Source organism: unidentified bacterial endosymbiont (assembly GCF_918797525.1).
GTDB lineage: Bacteria > Pseudomonadota > Gammaproteobacteria > Enterobacterales > Enterobacteriaceae > Enterobacter.
This window is the reverse complement of sequence record NZ_OU963893.1, coordinates 3181202-3197872: the sequence shown is the minus strand read 5'-3', so window position 1 is coordinate 3197872 and position 16671 is coordinate 3181202. Positions and strand designations below refer to the sequence as shown.

General features: G+C 52.0%; 14 protein-coding genes. 10 read left to right on the top strand and 4 right to left on the bottom strand.

Annotated elements, in window-relative coordinates; genetic code table 11:
- The first annotated feature begins 367 nt into the window (after positions 1-367).
- The 10 genes from csy1 to NL510_RS15160 all read left to right on the top strand — a co-directional run bounded on the left by csy1 (position 368) and on the right by NL510_RS15160 (position 11766).
- Positions 368-1678: a type I-F CRISPR-associated protein Csy1 gene (csy1, locus tag NL510_RS15205; RefSeq protein ID WP_253377959.1), complete on the top strand. Its 1311-nt coding sequence runs from the start codon at positions 368-370 to the stop codon at positions 1676-1678.
- Complete coding sequence (gene csy2, locus NL510_RS15200; protein ID WP_253377958.1) at positions 1675-2610, top strand: type I-F CRISPR-associated protein Csy2; 936 nt, start codon at positions 1675-1677, stop codon at positions 2608-2610. The genes csy1 and csy2 overlap by 4 nt, the downstream gene beginning before the upstream one ends.
- A gap of 12 nt (positions 2611-2622) precedes the next feature.
- Positions 2623-3621 carry a type I-F CRISPR-associated protein Csy3 gene (csy3, locus tag NL510_RS15195; protein ID WP_253377957.1) on the top strand — a complete coding sequence of 333 codons (999 nt, stop codon included), beginning with the start codon at positions 2623-2625 and terminating at the stop codon, positions 3619-3621.
- Between the two features lie 9 nt (positions 3622-3630).
- Complete coding sequence (cas6f, locus tag NL510_RS15190) at positions 3631-4185, top strand: type I-F CRISPR-associated endoribonuclease Cas6/Csy4 (RefSeq protein ID WP_253377956.1); 555 nt, start codon at positions 3631-3633, stop codon at positions 4183-4185.
- Between the two features lie 489 nt (positions 4186-4674).
- The gene (locus tag NL510_RS15185; RefSeq protein ID WP_253377955.1) at positions 4675-4953 is read left to right on the top strand and encodes an anti-adapter protein IraM; all 279 of its coding nucleotides are present in this window, start codon (positions 4675-4677) and stop codon (positions 4951-4953) included.
- 654 nt (positions 4954-5607) lie between these two features.
- The gene (ecpA, locus tag NL510_RS15180; protein ID WP_253377954.1) at positions 5608-6195 is read left to right on the top strand and encodes a common pilus major fimbrillin subunit EcpA; all 588 of its coding nucleotides are present in this window, start codon (positions 5608-5610) and stop codon (positions 6193-6195) included.
- 60 nt (positions 6196-6255) lie between these two features.
- The gene (locus tag NL510_RS15175) at positions 6256-6924 is read left to right on the top strand and encodes an EcpB family pilus assembly chaperone (RefSeq protein ID WP_253377953.1); all 669 of its coding nucleotides are present in this window, start codon (positions 6256-6258) and stop codon (positions 6922-6924) included.
- A 25-nt stretch (positions 6925-6949) separates the two neighbouring features.
- On the top strand, positions 6950-9475 hold the full coding sequence (locus NL510_RS15170) for a fimbrial biogenesis outer membrane usher protein (protein ID WP_253377952.1): 2526 nt from the start codon (positions 6950-6952) through the stop codon (positions 9473-9475).
- Positions 9476-9479: 4 nt separating this feature from the next.
- Positions 9480-11108 (top strand): fimbrial adhesin EcpD, encoded by a 1629-nt coding sequence (gene ecpD, locus NL510_RS15165; RefSeq protein WP_253384946.1) that lies wholly within the window; start codon positions 9480-9482, stop codon positions 11106-11108.
- Complete coding sequence (locus NL510_RS15160) at positions 11077-11766, top strand: fimbria/pilus periplasmic chaperone (RefSeq protein ID WP_253377951.1); 690 nt, start codon at positions 11077-11079, stop codon at positions 11764-11766. The genes ecpD and NL510_RS15160 overlap by 32 nt, the downstream gene beginning before the upstream one ends.
- Before the next feature lie 94 nt (positions 11767-11860).
- Here the strand turns inward: NL510_RS15160 and infA are convergent, their stop codons facing one another.
- From infA to cydD, 4 genes are all read right to left on the bottom strand, one after another.
- Entirely contained in the window at positions 11861-12079 is a 219-nt protein-coding gene (gene infA, locus NL510_RS15155; protein WP_002211347.1) for a translation initiation factor IF-1, read from the bottom strand.
- 284 nt (positions 12080-12363) lie between these two features.
- A complete protein-coding gene (aat, locus tag NL510_RS15150) occupies positions 12364-13068 on the bottom strand; it encodes a leucyl/phenylalanyl-tRNA--protein transferase (protein WP_253377950.1) in 705 nt (234 codons plus the stop codon).
- A 46-nt stretch (positions 13069-13114) separates the two neighbouring features.
- Positions 13115-14836, bottom strand: a complete 1722-nt coding sequence (gene cydC, locus NL510_RS15145) for a heme ABC transporter ATP-binding protein/permease CydC (protein WP_253377949.1) — start codon at positions 14834-14836, stop codon at positions 13115-13117.
- A complete protein-coding gene (gene cydD / locus NL510_RS15140) occupies positions 14836-16602 on the bottom strand; it encodes a heme ABC transporter permease/ATP-binding protein CydD (RefSeq protein WP_253377948.1) in 1767 nt (588 codons plus the stop codon). The genes cydC and cydD overlap by 1 nt, the downstream gene beginning before the upstream one ends.
- Positions 16603-16671: the final 69 nt, after the last annotated feature.

Below are 16671 nucleotides of genomic sequence, written 5' to 3'. Positions count from 1 at the left end.
GCTTGTACAGCAGTAGTACATTTAAAATGAGCTTTATTGCACATATTTCTAAGCTGTCTGCGCGACAGTTAGGTTATAGAGTTTGAAGTGGTTTATCGAAAAAAAAAACTACTTTTTATTTAAAAATAACTTTTTTGTACATAGGAGCATATTGCGGATCATTTAAACAAAGCATAGTCTTATCCCTGGTCTTAGAAGGGGTAAGTGCGATGCTAATTAAAATAACCCGTTTTTTGCTCCTGCTGTGTATTGTTGTAGCTGTTATTTTCTCTCGATCGCTGTTTTAAGTTTCTGATTTTAAATTACTTATTAATCCAGCGCATCTTAACGGCTATTGTTATCAAATTGGATTGATAAAGAAGGTGTTATGTCAGTTGAAGCACTAAGCGCTTTTATTGCTGAATACATAGCCGTAAGGCGGCAAGCAAAGCTGGAAGCCTTTGATAAAGGGGCCGCAAAACGCAGCGATACCGATAGCGCGACGCTTGCGGCAGAACGCCGGGAACGGGAACTTCGCTATCAACCGCAAGCCTGGCTGACGGATGCGGCGAAGCGAGCCGGACAAATTAACCTTGTGACCCATGCAGCAAAATTTACCCATGGGGATTCAAAAAGTAGCAGTATTTACAGCGAGGCAATGGCGCAGGAAGGGTATCTCAGCAGTTCGGCGTTGTTCGGTCTGGAACCGGATGCTGTGGGGAACGCAGCGGTGCTGGATGTGGCGAAACTGCTCCAAACGCGCATTGAGGGCGGCGATTCACTATTGGCGAGGCTGAAACGTGGCGATAGCTGTGCCCTTGCTGCGTTTACCGACGACGAAGATCTGTTGCACAGGTGGATGAGCGGATTTTCTCGCGCCTTAACGCCAGCCCAGCCCACCTCGCATAAGCTGGCGAAGCAGGCTTATTTCCCCGCAGGCGACAATTATCATCTGTTAAGCCCGCTGTTCGCCACCTCGCTGGCCCATGCCATGCACCAGAAAATGGTCACTTTTCGCTTTGGCGACGCAGTTAAAGCCCTCTGGAAAGCACGTCGCGAAAAAACCTGGCACCCTGAAGTGTTAACGCTATTTCCGGCGTCTGCAGAAATACATTTTGGCGGCACCAAACCGCAGAACATCTCTTATCTCAACAGCGTACGCGGGGGACGCGTCTGGCTGCTTTCCTGCCAGCCGCCAACGTGGAAAAAAGCGGATAAACCGCCGACAGAGTTACGTTCCCTGTTCAGGCCGGGCGGGCGATTTGACAGACGGGCAAACACCACGGTTCAGTTACTGGTTTCGTTACTGTCGAGATCGCCTAATTACACCAACTTTCGTATTCGTGAAGCCCGCGATGAGTATATTAATGCGCTTATCGATCTGCTGTTTGGCGTAGCGATAGAGCACCAGCACGAGGCATGGCAAAACTGGACGCTCTCCTGCCCGAATCTGAGCGCTCACCAACAGCTGTGGCTCGATCCCTGGCGCAGCAAAACAGATTACGTTTTTCGCCTTGAGCGAGAAAAAGACAACTGGCAGATAAGCGTCGCGGAAGATTTCGCCCTGTGGCTGAACGCGCGGCTTCGTAAGGCGCTACCTGACGTCGGCGCTGCTGAAAAACGTGAATGGGAAACCCGCGAGCGTTTGCGCAGCCAACTGCGTGAAATGGAAAAAATCATTCAGGAGGCGCTGAAATGAGTTCATTAATTCTGCTTCGCCGTGTCCGGGTGGAAAACGCCAACGCCATTGCGGGCCTGACGTACGGTTTTCCCGCTATCACCCACTTTCTGGGGTTTGCCCATGCGTTATCGCGCAAGCTCACGGATTCGCACGGGCTGCGCATTGACGGCTGCGCGGTGGTAAGCCATGAGCAGCAAATCCATGCTCACACCTCCGGTCGGGATTATCAGTTTGCATTGACCCGTAACCCCCTTACCCGTGAAGCCAAAACCGCCTCGTTCAATGAAGAGGGGCGCATGCATATGACTGTTTCGCTACTGCTTGAATGCCATGGCGAAATCCCGAATGGGGAATACGGGCAGCGCGATCTGGCGGCGGTGTTATCGCAGGTGTGCCCGTCAATGCGGCTGGCGGGCGGGATAATCGTCGATATTCAGCATATTTTTGTTATGGCGATGCCCGGCATCGGAGCTGAGATGTCCCGGCTACAGTGGCAACTCATGCCGGGCTTTGCCCTGCGCGATCGCAGCCGCTGGCTTGACGAGCACCATCAGGCGCTGCTTGAAAAGCGCCCGGATGCCACGCTGCTGGATGCCTGGCTCGATTTTGCCGCGCTAAAAATGCAGGCCGACACGCCGGACGAGGGAGACATTCAGGAAGGCGATCCGGCCAACTGGCACGTTGTTGCAAAACCCAGGTCCGGCTATCTGGTGCCGCTCATGACCGGATATCAGCGTATCTCTGAATGCTTTCCGCCGGGCGGGGTAACCCATGCCCGGGATATGCACACTCCGTTTGCGTTTGTAGAGGCGGTATACGGCATCGGTGAATGGTGTGGATTACATAAAATTCAGTCACTTAATGATATTTTCTGGCGTTATCGCACCACAGAAACCGGCTACTACTGTCAGGGTGCCGACGCACCGGTGACTTCTGAACATTCAATTTAAAAGGATTGATTTATGGCTAAGGCTCCAACTGCTGTCAAAACGGCATCTGTACTGGCATTTGAACGCAAACTGGCGACTTCTGATGCAGTAATGTATTCCGGAAGCTGGGAGGGCAAACAGTGGCAACCTGTTTGCATTCAGGAGAAAGCGGTGCGCGGCACTATTTCAAACCGTCTGAAAAATGCGCTGATCAACGACCCGGCTAAACTGGATGCCGAGATCCAGAAGGCTAACCTTCAGCGAGTGGATGTGGCAGCACTCCCGGCAGATGCCGATACCCTAAAGGTTAAATTTACCCTGCGCGTACTCGGTAATATCTCTACCCCTTCGGTGTGCAATGACCGTGACTATCAGGATGCGCTACAGCAGGTGATTGACGGCTATATCAGAGAGCACGGTTTTGCTGAACTGGCGCGTCGCTACGCAACCAACCTGGCTAACGGACGTTTTTTATGGCGTAACCGCGTCGGTGCTGAAAAAATCGTCGTGAACATCACGGGCAGCAACACCTGGACATTTGATGCGTATGGCTATGGTTTGCGTGATTTTTCCGCCAGCGATAAGCAACTCATCCAGCTGGCAACGGAGATTGAAAAAGGACTCAGCGGCGAAGGATTTGTCCTGTTAAATGTTGAAGCGCAGGTGCTGCTTGGGGCCGGACAGGAGATTTTCCCGTCGCAGGAGCTGGTGCTGGACGGCAATAGCACGAAAAGCCGCCTCTTGTATCAGGTGGATAACGTTGCCGGTATGCACTCGCAGAAAATTGGCAATGCACTGCGAACTATCGATACCTGGCATCCGTTGGTTGATGAGTTAGGGGCTATCGCCGTAGAGCCATATGGCTCTGTGACCAGCCGCGGGGTGGCGTGCCGTCAACCAAAAGAGAGTATGGATTTCTACACGCTTCTCGATAACTGGGTCACGAAAGGTAAAAAACCTGACGTGGAACAACAGCACTACGTGATGGCTGTGCTTATCCGTGGCGGCGTTTTCGGCGAAAAGGGCGAGTAAGGAGCTGGTATGGATCACTACCTGGAGATCCGCGTGCTGCCAGACCCGGAGTTCAGTGAAGAGATGCTGATGGCGGCGCTGGTGGCCAAACTTCATCGTGTGCTCGGGCAGAGAGGAAAAGGGGATATTGGTATCAGTTTTCCCGCACATGACATCAAGCCGGGGGCAATTTTGCGTCTGCACGGAAGCCTGCCGGCATTGAATGAACTCGAATTACTGGCCTGGCGCAAAGGGCTAAGCGATTACTGTATATGCGCGGATATAAAACCTGTGCCTGCGGTAAGCACCTGGCGTTGTGTGAATCGTGTACAGGTTAAAAGCAGCGCGCAGCGGCTGATGCGGCGTTCAGTGAAAAAGGGATGGATAACAGAACAAGAGGCGCAGCAGCGCCTGAGGACAGCGGAAGACGCACGGACTGATTTACCCTGGCTGAACCTGCGAAGCCTCTCATCGGGGCAATCTTTCCGGCTTTTTATTCGGCACGGAGAATTACTCTGCGCACCCGTCGCGGGAACATTTTCAACGTATGGCTTAAGCGCGACAGCGACGGTTCCCTGGTTTTAAGCAATGACGGCCGCATCCGTTTTGAGGGGGCGGTTCTTTCTGTCTTATTGATATATTCAATTCACTTCTCCGGTTTATCGCGCACTGAAAGCGGAACAGACCGGGCGTATTACGCTTCCTTATGCCGATAACCCTTCTTTGTGTTAATGATATGTTTTGATTTTGTTTTATTCTGGGAAAATTATAAAAGCTAACAATTCGATAGTAAAACAATATGTAATGCAAGTATTATCGTCAGAAGATTCTTGTTCGTGTCATATATAATATATCGCCACTTAAAAATTTTTTAAATTTTTACGATAAAGCAATGTTTAGCTTAATGTATGAATTCAAAAGAAATAAAGAAAAAGTATAAAAATGATCAATTTCAATGACTTGCGATATCATTGCTTATTTTAAGAACGTCAACTATATTCTTCTAAGCAAATTCCTGGATATATTTGATCGGGATCCGCTGTTAATTTCGTTGTAATCTGTAAGGAGCTGTACATGAAATGGACTGTCATAGATACCCTTGTTTGCCCTGCCACGGGAATTATGTTTACAAGCATCGTTAGCGTTAAGATGCTTAAACTCGTTATCTGGTATAAAGGGAGTGTTATACTTCGCCCTGGCGCAACGGTTGAACCTTTCAGGGATAGTCTGGCAGTTGATGGGAAATACGTTCAACTAACAATCTATAATATCACACCTTTTAATCGCCAGGTGTGGGAGATGATGAGAGGCAAAATGTCCTCATCATTAAAATCAGGCCATAACCCGAAATAAAGCATATTCTGCTGATGGTAGCGTTAATGTGTAGTCAATCCTGAGACGCTGGTTGCTGTGCATGACCCGCATTAACCAACATTCAACGAAAACCAGGTTGTTTTGAAATAGTTTGGTTTAATTTCAGCATGAAATTAAACCAAAAATATCCGCTAACGGGTTAAATAACCGCCTTAAATAACAAGGATTTCCAGTCCATATTGTTAATGTGGTTTTATTTGAGTTAAATTCTGCATCCTTAAAATCCCATCAAATTAACATCTTTATAACATTTTGCGAGTAGTTGCGCAAAAAAAATTTTGTTACACTGCCGCTCAATTCGTTGAGATAAAAAATCTTCATCTTTGACATGAAGATGATAAATACGCTTATTTAAGGCATGTATACAAATACATAAAAATCACTTTCGTACTCATATGATGAGGGTGTTGTAAGTGTATTAATCCATTGTTTTATATGTAGTTTTAATGATGCGTTTAACGCATGGGATTCTCTGGCTATTTTGGTCATGGAAAGTTTCCCCATGCTCTCATCACGATAAAGACCTGTTTATCTCCATTATTACCGTGCCTTTGCGCGTAACTTTGCTATTCCTATTACATTTTAGTGGGAATAGTTAAGTATGAATTATAATTAACTCAGGATGATATTGAAATGAAAAGAAAGATTCTTGCTATTGCACTGGTTACCACATTTGCCGGAATGGGAATGGCTCAGGCTGCTGATACTACCGCTCAGGCTGTCGCGACCTGGTCGGCAACCGCCAAAAAAGACACCACCAGTAAACTGATTGTTACCCCACTGGGCAGCCTCGCTTTTCAGTATGCAGAGGGAATAAAAGGTTTTAATTCTCAGAAAGGTCTTTTTGACGTTGCAATTGAAGGTGATACGACGGCAACGGCCTTTAAGCTGACCTCCCGCCTGGTAACGAATACGCTGACTCAGCTGGATACCTCCGGTTCAACCCTGAACGTAGGCGTTAATTACAATGGCGCTGAAGTGGCGAAAAATGCCGACACTATCATGATCGATACCGCAAATGGCGTACTGGGCGGCAACCTCAGCGCATTGTCTGCAGGTTATAACGTTGCAGGCCGCACGACCGTTCAGGATGGTTTCAATTTTTCCATTATCAGCGGCACCACTGATGGCACAACCCCAGTGACTGACTACAGCACGCTGCCGGAAGGGATCTGGAGCGGCGACGTCAGCGTACAGTTCGACGCGACCTGGACAAGCTGATCTCCCGTATATGACAAGGCAGGGGGACTTCCCCCTGCTTTATTCATGGACTGAACTCTGATGAAAAAACACCTTCTTTCTCTTGCCTTGTTTGTGGGTATAGCAAGCCCCGCGCTGGCGCTGGATGTGGGGGAAATCTCTTCTTTTATGAACAGCGATAAAAGTACGCTGAGTAAAGAGATTAAAAACACCACCGACAGCGGCCGCCTGATAAACATTCATCTCGAACGCCTCTCTTCACCCCTGGAAGAGGGCAGGGTGATCCCTATGGAAAAACAGGATGAGATCCTGCTAACTCCTGCCAGTCTGCTGCTGCCAGCCCAGGCCAGTGAAGTCGTTCGTTTCTTCTATAAAGGCCCTGCCGATGACCGGGAGCGTTATTACCGTATCATCTGGTTTGATCAGGCGTTAAGTGATGCTCAGCATCATGGATCCGAGCGCAGTGCCGTGGCGACCGCCTCAGCGCGGATAGGTACCCTCCTGGTAGTGGCGCCACGCAAGGTAAATTACGCCTGGACGTTCACGGGCAACGCGCTAACCAACACCGGTAATGCCACCCTGCGCATCATCGCCTACGGCCCATGCCTGAAAAGCGCTGACGGCAAAGAGTGCAAAGAAAATTACTACCTGATGCCCGGCAAATCGCGCAACTTCACACGGGTCAATATCGCCGACAAAAAAGGTCGGGTTGCGGCCTGGCAGGGTGAGCAATTTGTTCCTGTGAAATAGACATTGGTGCTAACGGACGAGAACTATGCCTTTACGACCGATCTTCCCAGGACCGAAAATGCGGCTTGCCTCCGGCATACTTTTTCTGCTGGCGCCGTCAGCCGACAGTATTGCCGCAGACTCTGTACAGCAAATCGGCGGCGTTATTATCCCGCAGGCTTTTAGCCAGGCGTTGCAGGACGGTATGAGCATTCCGCTTTTTATTCATCTGGAAGGCAGTAGCGATAACAATAACGATCAGCGTATCGGGACGGCTTATATCTGGCTTGAAGGCCATGCGCTGCGGGTGCGGAAGATTATTCTCGAAGAGAACGATGATAACGCGCGGGTCAGCGACGAGACACGTCAGCAATTACTCCAGCTTGCGGATGCCGCCTTTGATCGGGCGCTAAACGTATCCTTGACGGATGATGCCTGGCTCCGGTTCAGTTTCAGACAGCTCATTCTGCAGTTGGTTGTGAAGCGAGAGGCGTTGGGTACCGTACTGCGTGCGCGCAGTGAAGATATCGGGCAGTCCAGCGTTAATGCGGTCAGTAATAACCTGCAGTATAACCTGGGGGTTTATAACAACCAGATGCGCAGCGGGAGTGGTAATACCTCCAGCTATCTTTCACTCAATAACGTCAGTGCGTTGCGCGAGCATCACGTCATTCTGGATGGTTCGCTTTACGGCATGGGCACCTCTCGCCAGGATAATGCGCTGTATAAGGCGATGTATGAGCGAGATTTCGCCGGCCATCGCTTTGCAGGTGGGATGCTGGATACCTGGAATCTTCAGTCTCTGGGCCCAACGTCCGCGATTTCAGCAGGCAAAATCTACGGGGCGTCATGGGGGAATCAGGCCAGCTCAACGGTATTTGATACCAGCCAGTCGGCGACGCCGGTGGTGGCTTTCCTGCCTGCGGCCGGGGAGGTCCATCTCACCCGTGACGGGCGGCTGTTGAGCGTCCAAAACTTTGTCATGGGCAATCATGAAGTAGACACCCGCGGCCTGCCGTATGGTATCTACGACATTAATGTGGACGTAATTGTTAATGGCCGGCTGGTCAGTACGCGTACCCAGCGGGTAAATAAACTTTTTAGCCGTGGTCGCGGCGCAGGTGCGCCTGTGGCCTGGCAAATATGGGGCGGCAGCTTCCATATGGACAGCTGGTCGCAAGGCGGTAAAAAAACGAAACCGGCAAAAGAGAGTTGGCTGGCAGGCATATCCTCCTCTGGCGCCCTGAGCACCTTGAGCTGGGCCGCGAGCGGCTATGGATTCGATAATAACGCCATCGGTGAAACCCGCATTACGCTGCCGGTGACAGAGACGGTGAGTCTCAATCTGCAAAATATGCTGGCGAGCGACGGCTCCTGGAGCAGTATCAGCAGCATTAGTGCCGCCTTACCCGGCGGCTTTAGTTCGCTATGGGTTAACCAGGAGAAGAGCCGTATTGGCGATAATCTCAGGCGCAGCAACGCAGATAACCGGGCGATTGGCGGCACAGTAAACCTCAACGCGTTATGGTCAAAAGTTGGCACGCTCAGCCTTAGCTATAACGACGACCGCCGTTATAACAATCATTACTACACGGCAGATTACTACCAGACGGTTTATAGCGGCGCGTTTGGTTCGCTGGGGCTGCGTGCGGGGGTACAGCGTTACAATAATAGCAACAGCAATTCCAGTACCGGGAAATACATCGCCCTTGATTTATCCCTTCCGCTCGGTAACTGGATCAGCGCCGGGATGACGCACCAGAACGGTTACTCCATGGCCAATATTTCCGCCCGTAAGCACATTGACGAAGGGGCTATTCGCACCGTCGGAGCGAACGTGTCGCGGGCGATCTCTGGCGAGACGGGTGATGATAAAACCCTGAGCGGCGGCGCTTACGCGCAATTTGAAACGCGTTATGCCAACGGAACACTGAACGTGAGTAGCGGCGCGGACGGTTATATCAATACAAACCTGTCGGCCAGCGGCAGCGTCGGCTGGCAGGGGACAAATATTGCCGCCAGCGGACGAAGCGAGGGTAACGCCGGCGTGATTTTTAAAACCGGCCTGGAAGATGACGGCCAACTCAGCGCCAAAGTGAACGGGCGCGTTGTACAGCTCAGCGGCAAACAAAATTATCTTACCTTGCTGCCATACGGCCGCTACGAAGTCGAACTGCAGAACAGTAAGAACTCGTCTGACAGTTACGACATTGTAAAGGGGCGTAAGAGCAACCTGACGCTTTATCCTGGCAACGTTGCCGTGATTGAGCCGGAAGTGAAGCAGATGGTGACAGTATCCGGGCGCATTCGCGCTGAGGATGGAACATTGCTGTCCAATGCGAGCATTAATAACCACATAGGACGAACCCGTACCGATGAGAAGGGGGAGTTTGTTATGGATATCGATAAAAAGCATCCCACTATCGATTTCAGCCATGGAGAAAGTAAAACCTGTGAAGTTGAACTGGATTTACACAAGGCGCGCGGCGCACTCTGGGTTGGAGATGTGGTATGCAAGGGTCTCTCTTCGTGGGCAAGCGTGCCACAGACAGGAGGAAACAGTGAAAGTTAAAGGGATTAAAGCACTTTTATTACTCTTTTTAATAACCGGCTCGTTGAATACTGATGCTGCAGTCTCGAAAACGGTTTGGCCAAACTCCGGCATAATGCCATTCGTCTTCGTCGAAAATAATGGAGATAATAACTATTTTGTTACGCCTGGCGCCGCCAGGGACCCGCGAATGACCGGGTCAAACCGCTGGACGGGCTTAAAATATGGCGGCACAGGGCCTACTTATCAGGTTAGCCTCGGCTATATAGATAATGGCTATAATACCGGGCTTAACGCTAACTGGAAATTTGATATGTGGCTGGAGAATTCACCTATTTCTCAGCCGTTGCTTGGGTTGCGCTGTATTAACTGGTATGCAGGGTGCAATATGGCCACCAGCCTCATTCTGCCAGCCACCACGGATTCGAATGGTTTCTACGGAGTGACCGTAACGCCTGGTGGCGCAAAATGGATGCACGGCATGATGTCCGATGCCTTTTTCTATTATCTACAGCAATTGCCGGTAGGCGACAGTTTTACAATGTCTATTAATACCTGTCAGACGTCTGTTAATTACGATGCCAGCAGCGGTGCTCGTTGCAAAGATCAGGCGTCTGGCGCGTGGTATGTGCGAAATGTCACGCAAATGAAAGCCGCGCATATGAAACTGATTAATACCGGAGCGCTTTCAGAAGTTTTCATCAATAGCGATGGTGTTCCAACGTTGGGTGCCGGGAGTTCAGACTGTACTATCCAGACCATTGGTTCATTGAACGGGTTGAGCTGCAGGATGGTAAACTACTCGCTGCAAAATAATGGGTTAAGTAATAGCAGTATAAGTATGTTCCCGGCCATAACGAACCCGACACTCCTCTCTGCTATCTCAGGGAGCGATCTGCAGTTTAGCCTTGATGGAAAAAGCTGGAAGAGACTGAATGGCACTGCATCCTATTATAATTTTAACGAACTTAAAAACGCTACTGGCGTGTATGTTTTCTTCTCAAGTAATTTTTTCAAGAAAATGGTTGATTTAGGATTAAGTGATTCCGATACCAAAGATCTACTGGCGTTTAGATTTCAAAACTCCAATGCGGTAGAGGCTGGCTGGTATGAGTTTTCGACGTCGAATACCTTAATCATAAAACCCAGGGAGTTCAGCGTCAGTATCATATCTGATGAGCTGACGACGTCACCTAAACGGTCCGGTAGCGTTGGCGGTAATGAACCGTCCCTTGATTTCGGTTATTTTGTTACCACCAGTGGAAAAACCGCCGCCGATGAAGTTCTGATAAAAGTTAAAGGACCAGCGCAGAATATTGGCGGGCGATCCTACTGTATTTTCAGTTCTGAAGACGGTTTAACCAAAGTACCATTTCCCGCTTTTTTATCTTTTATAACCAGCACCGGAGAGGTTAAAAAGTATGACGCGGGTTGTGACGACGGCTGGCATGATATGACAGATGCTTTATGGTTAACAACACCGTGGGTGGATATTTCAGGCGATGCAGGCCAGCTTGATAAAACGACTGTTAAATTTTCTATCCCCATGGATAACGCTATTTCCCAGCGTACTGTGGACAATAATGGATGGTTTGGTGAGGTCAGCGCTTCAGGAGAGATTCATGTCCAGGCTACATGGCGTGATATTAACTAAATTGTACCCGGTGCTCCTGTGGCTCCTGATTACCCCGCTGGCGCAGGCGATATCTGTGGGTAATCTGACCTTTTCGCTGGCTCCAGGCGAGGAATTTGTCGCCAAAAAGGTGTTGAATAACAATAAGAGTTCACGGTTATACCGTGTTTCATTGACCGCTATCGACAGGCCCGGCGGCCGGGAAGTTCATTCGCGCCCGGCGGATGGAGAGCTGCTTTTTTCGCCGCGCCAGTTAACGCTTCAGCCTGGCGAAAGCGACTATTTTAAATTCTATTATCATGGCCCCGGGGATAACCGTGAACGTTATTACCGGGTCACATTTCGCGAGATCCCCACCCGCAATCTGGTCATGCAAAAATCGAATGGCGGGGCGGTCAGCATGGAGCCGGTGGTGGTGATGGACACGATCCTGGTTGTCCGCCCCCGCCAGGTTGAGTTCAGATGGACTTACGACAAGGCGAGCGGAACCGTGCGTAACACCGGTAATACCTGGTTTAAATTGCTCATCAAGCCAGGATGTGAAACCACGGAAGAGGAGGGGGATGCCTGGTACCTTCGCCCGGGCGACGAGGTGCATCAGCCGTCATTACGTAAGCAGGGGAACCACTCTCTCATCTACGACGATCGATTCATTAAAATCAGCGGGGATTGTAAATGATCGCCGCCCTTAAGCGGGACTCACGCGCATAAAAAAAGGCCAGGAAGCATCCTGGCCTTTTTTAATATTCATCTGCCATTACAGGCGAAAAAAATTAGCGACTACGGAAGACAATGCGGCCTTTGCTCAGGTCGTACGGGGTCAGTTCAACAGTCACTTTGTCGCCCGTTAAAATGCGGATGTAGTTTTTGCGCATTTTACCGGAGATGTGCGCAGTTACCACGTGACCGTTTTCCAGCTCTACGCGAAACATGGTATTAGGCAACGTATCAAGTACGGTACCCTGCATTTCAATATTGTCTTCTTTGGCCATCTAATCCTCTGGGGTATCACTACCAAGTTTTGAACCGGCAAGATAATGCCGAAATTCATCAATTAAGTAAAGAATTGCGCGATTAAAACGCAGCAAAACAGTTTCAGCGCATTGCCCAAGCGTCACTGTACAACCGAACAGGAAGCGCATTCGTAAAGGGGAGACGACAGGATAAACGCACGGACGTTATCTGAAGCGAGGGTCCCAAACGGCGGCGGGGCAACAGGCAGAAGCTATTCTGCGGCGTAATTATAACACCCTCATAAAAAATATGCGGAAAACATTTAGGCATTGGGCAGAAAGAGTGTCCCTGGTATCCAAAAATCATGCGGGAGCCTATCCTGGCGGCACGTCTCAAGGTGTTCAATGTAGTGACGACGGGAGATTTCAGTGGCCCCGAGCGAGGCGGTGTGTTCATTAAGCACCTGGCAATCGATCAACCGTCCGCCACGTTGAGCAAATTGCTGGCAGAAAACCAGCAGCGCTGTTTTTGAGGCATTAACCGCACGGGAGAACATCGACTCACCGCAAAACAGCGTCCCTTGCGCCACGCCGTACATGCCGCCCACCAGATCGTTTCCCTTCCACACCTCAACAGAGTGCGCATAGCCCAGTTCGTGTAACTGATGGTAGGCGGTGATAATATCCTGGGTGATCCAGGTCCCTTCGTGTCGGTCTTGCGCGCAACCTTCAATAACTTGGCCAAAAGCGTGATTCAGGGTCACACGGTAGGGTGATTTTGCATGGAAACGCTTCATGCTGCGGCTCAGGTGAAACTGCGCAGGCCACAGTATGGCACGGGGATCGGGCGACCACCATAAAATGGGATCGCCGGGAGAAAACCACGGGAAAATGCCGCGCTGATAAGCCATCAACAGCCGTGCGGGGCTGAGGTCGCCGCCCAGCGCCAGCAGCCCGTTAGGCTCACGCAGCGCCCCTTCCGGTGAGGGGAAGGCGATATTATGACGAGAAAGCTGGATCAGGCGCATGACAGCAGAACTCCAGTACGCGAGTAAGGGACGTTACAAATATAGTCTACAGACGCTGTTTAAACTGGTAATAGCGGCCCTGTTTCGCTAACAGTTCTGCGTGACTACCTTGCTCAATAATGTGGCCATTGTCCATCACAATTATACTATCAAACCCCGCCAGTCCGCGCAGGCGATGGGTCACGACCAGTACCGTTTTACCGGCCATAACCCTGGCCAGTAAATCAAGAATTTGGCTTTCGGTGGTTGCGTCCAACCCTTCTGTCGGTTCGTCGAGCAACATTAGCGGGGCATCGTGCAGCAGGGCGCGCGCAATCGCCAGACGACGCAGCTCACCGCCGGAAAGCTGGCGGCCGCCTTCGCCCAGCCAGCCGTTAAGCCCTTCATCCTCAAGAAGCTTATGCAGCCCCACCTGTTCCAGCACCGTCCGCAGTGTATCGTCGGACGCGTCTGGCGCGGCCAGCAGCAGGTTATCGCGCAACGTGGCGCTGAAAAGGTGCACGCGCTGCGGTACAACGCTCACGGTCTTACGCAAGCTCTGTTCGCTAAAATCCGCCAGCGGTGTGCCGTTGAAGTGAATCTGCCCGTGCTGTGGATCCCATGCGCGGGTCAGGAGCTGTAATAACGTTGATTTCCCGCAACCGGTTCGGCCAAGGATAGCGATGCGCTGTCCGGCATTGACAGAAAGGGTGATCCCCTCCAGCGCGTTTTGGGCTTGCCTGTCATAGGCAAACATGACGTCATGCAACGTGAGCGCCACCTGCGTGGGGACCGGGGTCTGCTCTGCGCTAAACGTGACTTCCGGCTTCTGCTCGACAATCCCGGTGATGCGCAGAGCAGAGGCGATGACTTGCCCCAGGTGCTGGAACGCCCCCGTCACCGGCGCCAGCGCTTCAAACGCGGCCAGCGCGCAAAAAACAAACAGGGCGATCAGCGCGCCGGGCTGGGTGTTATCGCCCACGCCGCCGGAGGCCATCCACAGCATAGCAATGACGGCCACGCCGCCAATTAACGTCATCAGCGCCTGTGAGAAGGCGGTCAGCTCAGACTGGCGACGCTGCGCTTCGTGCCAGTTTAGCTCAGTACTTTCCATGCGCGAACGGTAGCGCTTACTGGCGCCAAAAAGGGTGAGCTCAGCCTGTCCCTGCAGCCAGGATGTCAGCTGCTGGCGGTACTCTCCCCGCAGACGCGTCAGCTTTTCACCGGTTGATTTACCGGCACGGTAAAACAGCGGCGGAAGAAGAATAAGCGTCAGTAACATGATGCCGCCGAGCGTCAGCGCGATGGGAACGTCAAGCACGCACAGCCCCAGCGTCACCACCACGATCACTACAAATGCGCCAACAATGGGGGAAATCACGCGCAGGTAGAGGTGGTCAAGGGTATCGACATCCGCAACCACGCGGTTGAGCAACTCGCCCTGGCGAAAACGCGACAGCCCGGCAGGGGAGAGGGGCAACAGCTTGCTGAAGGCGTAAATCCGCAGGTGCTGTAGCACGCGGAACGTCGCGTCGTGGCTAACCAGACGCTCGAAATAACGTCCGGCAGTACGGGTAATGGCAGTACCGCGCACGCCCGCAGCCGGGAGCATATAGTTGAAGCTGTATAATCCGGCAAAGCCCGCCATGGCAGAGGCCGACAGGAACCATCCCGAGAGGGTGAGCAGCCCGATACTGGCGAGAAGGGTGATAATCGCCAGAATAATCCCCAGCGTCAGCATCCATTTGTGGCGTTTATACAGTGCAAGGTAGGGGAGCAGGGTGCGCATCAGATATCCTCCTGACGATTCGCCAGCAGAGCGGCAAAAGGCCCCTGTGCGGCAACGAGCGAGGCGTAATCACCTTGCTCAACAATATGGCCGTTATCCATTACCCAGATTTGATCCCAGTCGGCAATGCCATCAAGCTGGTGGGTTACCATCAGGGTCGTTTGTTTGCGCGAGGCGTCGTTAAGCGCATGCATTACGCGCTGTTCGCTGTGCGCGTCCAGGCTGGCCGCAGGTTCATCGAGCAGCATCAGCTGGCAAGCGTTGAGCAGGGCACGGGCAACGGCCACACGCTGCGCCTGCCCAACGGACAGACCGGCGGACTGGTCGCCGACAATGGTATCCACGCCCTGTGGTAACAGCGGCAGAAACTCACTCACCCAGGCGCGGTCCAGCACGGAGCGGAGTTCATCTACATGGGCATCCGGGCGGGCCAGAAGCACGTTTTCACGCAGCGTCGCGGCCGGAAGCTGTGGGTTTTGCCCCACCCAACTGAGCTGTTTACGCCAGGCGTCCGGGTCGAGATCGCGCAGTTCAGTTTTATTGATCCGCAGCGACCCGGTATAAGCCATAAATCCCGACAGCGCGTTCAGGAGTGAACTTTTACCCGACCCACTGATGCCGACAAGAACCACCCGTTGCCCGGCGGGAAGGGTAAAGTTCAGTGGGCCAGCCAGCACCTTGCCCTCAGGCGACAGGACAGAAAAGTTATGCGCTTCTATCGTCAGCGGATCTTTTGCGTTCAGGGTCATTTCACCCCGCTCAGGGTGCGCCAGCGGCGTCTCGAGGAACGTTTTCAGGCTATCGGCGGCGCCCACGGCCTGCGCTTTTGCATGATAAAACGTGCCGAGATCGCGCAAAGGCTGGAAGAATTCCGGCGCCAGGATCAGCGCCAGGAAACCCGCAGAGAGCGTCACCGCCGTACCGTAATGGCCGAAATCCAGTGCGCCAAGATAGGAAAAGCCGAAGTAGACCGCAACCAGCGCAATCGACAGCGAGGTAAAGAATTCAAGTACGCCCGAGGAGAGAAACGCCAGTCGCAATACTTCCATGGTCCGTTGGCGGAAATCCTGCGAAGCCAGGCGGATATTTTGGGTTTCAGCTTCCCCACGACCAAAGATCCGTAAGGTTTCCATCCCGCGCAGACGGTCAAGGAAGTGGCCGCTCAGGCGGCCAAGCGCCAGGAAGTTACGACGGTTGGCATCTGCCGCGCCCATACCGACCATCGCCATAAATAACGGGATCAGCGGCGCGGTCCCCAGCAGAATCAGGGCCGCCACCCAGTTAATGGGGAAAATGGTGATAACGATCAGCAGCGGCACAAACACGGCCAGCGCCATCTGGGGGAGATAGCGGGCATAGTAGTCGTGCATATCATCGATCTGTTCAAGAATAAGTGTGGCCCAGCTACCGGCAGGCTTACCCTGGATCCACGCGGGCCCTGCATCCTGAAGACGGTTGAGCACCTGGCGACGAATTTCATACCGGATATGCTGCCCCGCATGGAAACCGACGCGCTCACGCAGCCAGACGACCCAGGCGCGCAGAACAAAAATCAGAACCAGTACGATAAACGGCATCAACAGCGCTTCGCGCGGGATGTTCTCCATGATCATATGATGAAGAATGCGAGCCAGCAGCCATGCCTGGGCAACAATCAACACACCACTGACTAGCCCCAGAAGTCGCGAGATCATAAGCCAGCGGCGGGATATAACGCTTTGCTGTTTCAGCCAGCGTGTTAACTCTTGTTGACGGGTTTTTTCCATTGCGTGCTTTGCAGGTGATGTTATTAGAAAGTGGGCAGCGCAATGTTACAACGGAGAGACAATAAAGGC